Origin of the sequence: Enterobacter cloacae complex sp. OE43NF (assembly GCF_023544405.1) — a bacterium.
GTDB classification, from domain to species: Bacteria; Pseudomonadota; Gammaproteobacteria; order Enterobacterales; family Enterobacteriaceae; genus Enterobacter; species Enterobacter cloacae.
Window position 1 is genome coordinate 1 of record NZ_JAMJFW010000130.1, and the last position, 1,521, is coordinate 1,521.

At 51.2% G+C, this 1,521-nt stretch carries 1 protein-coding gene; it reads right to left on the minus strand.

Going from position 1 to position 1,521, the window contains the following annotated elements; genetic code table 11:
* A partial coding sequence (locus M8370_RS23300) for a TcfC E-set like domain-containing protein (protein ID WP_250021863.1) occupies positions 1-1,521 on the minus strand: 1,521 nt, incomplete at both ends.

A 1,521-nucleotide genomic window follows, 5' to 3' on the forward strand; every position in this document is an offset into this window, starting at 1 on the left:
GACTTTTGCTGCCAGTTTTCCATCGCCTGCCAGACCCGTTTTAACAATGATCCCCGAGCGTTGTCGCTCATTACTCAGACCAACATCACCGCCAGCCCAGGCTATTGCCCCGAGAGAAGAGAAGTTCATGTTAGTCGAGTTATCTGCTGAACGAGTGACAGAGACCGTCCCGGCGTTATATTGGGTGCTGTAACTGACATTGCCATTGACGGAATAATCGTTGCCGTAATTCTGCTCTCCGCTCAGGCGCGTCGAGGCAGAAACGCCTGCTGAGGTGATTGGGCCATCTTTAAACTGTTTACGAGCGCTGATATTGCCCTGCGTCGCACCGTAACGATCGCGCGATGCGCCCACACTTAACCAGGAAGCCAGTGGTAACGAGAAGTCCAGGCTGACATAACGCTCCTGACGACCGTCATCATTCGTGTTGTTATAGAAGTAGCGCTGTACACCCGCCCGCAGACCGACAGTGGCATACCGTCCGGCATAAAGTGTTGTGCTGTAATCTATGTTGCGATACTTATTGCCTGAATAGCGGTTTTCCGTCTGGCTTAGCGTCAGCGATCCTCCGTGTGGAATAACGCTTCCCAGGTTGATCGTGCCGCCAATGGAGTAGTTATCGCGTTCTTGCACCGGCAAACGGTCACCAATTTTGCTGTCTTCCCGAGAGGCCCACACTGAGCCAAATCCACCGGGTGCGCTGACATTCACATTGCTGACATTTCGCCAGGTTCCATCATTTGCCAGCATCGTTTGCGCACCCACACTCACGTATTCGTTCACATTTAACGTGATATCAGTTTCGTTAACCGCATTGGAATCAAAACCGTAAAGCGTTGACTTCATATTCAGGCCGGAAAGCACCGCCAGCGTCAGAGAAGCCGCGCCCCCTCCAATCCAGCTCTGTTCACTGCCTAAGTCACGGTAATGATTGCGCTTATAACTGACGCGATCGTAATCAAGCGAACCGCCAAAGACCTGCCATGAGATCTCATGCAGCCCCGCCGCCTGCTGGCGTGAGAAGATTTTATTTACGCGACTCATGCGGGTATTGACCGTGCGCCCATTGACGACAATATCCACCGTAACGTCGTACACCCCGTAAGGGAAACGGCTGGTGTCAATTTCGTAGCTGCCCATGTTAAAGTTCTGAACGCTCAGCAGGCGTCCGTCACGAAATACATGCACCTCCCCTGCTGCCGGTAAAAAGACCGTAATCGGGGTCAGCGAAAGGGAGGTATTTTCGACAACGGTGCTGCCTTTATTTCCGTAGCTTGCACCGTAGATTTTTCCGCCGTTTAAGGCGTTAAGACTGGCAATAGACTGGACATTCCACGTATCAAGCATTCCTAATGCCAGGCGATAACCTTCGTAATCGCGCTCGTACATCGCCCGATAAACGTTGCTGGAACCATTACTTTCACCAATACCATATACCGAACCATTAATATTAAAATGGTGCTCACGAAGTGACGTTGTATTATCCAGCGTTAAATAGCTGCGTGAACTGTTGCCGTTTTG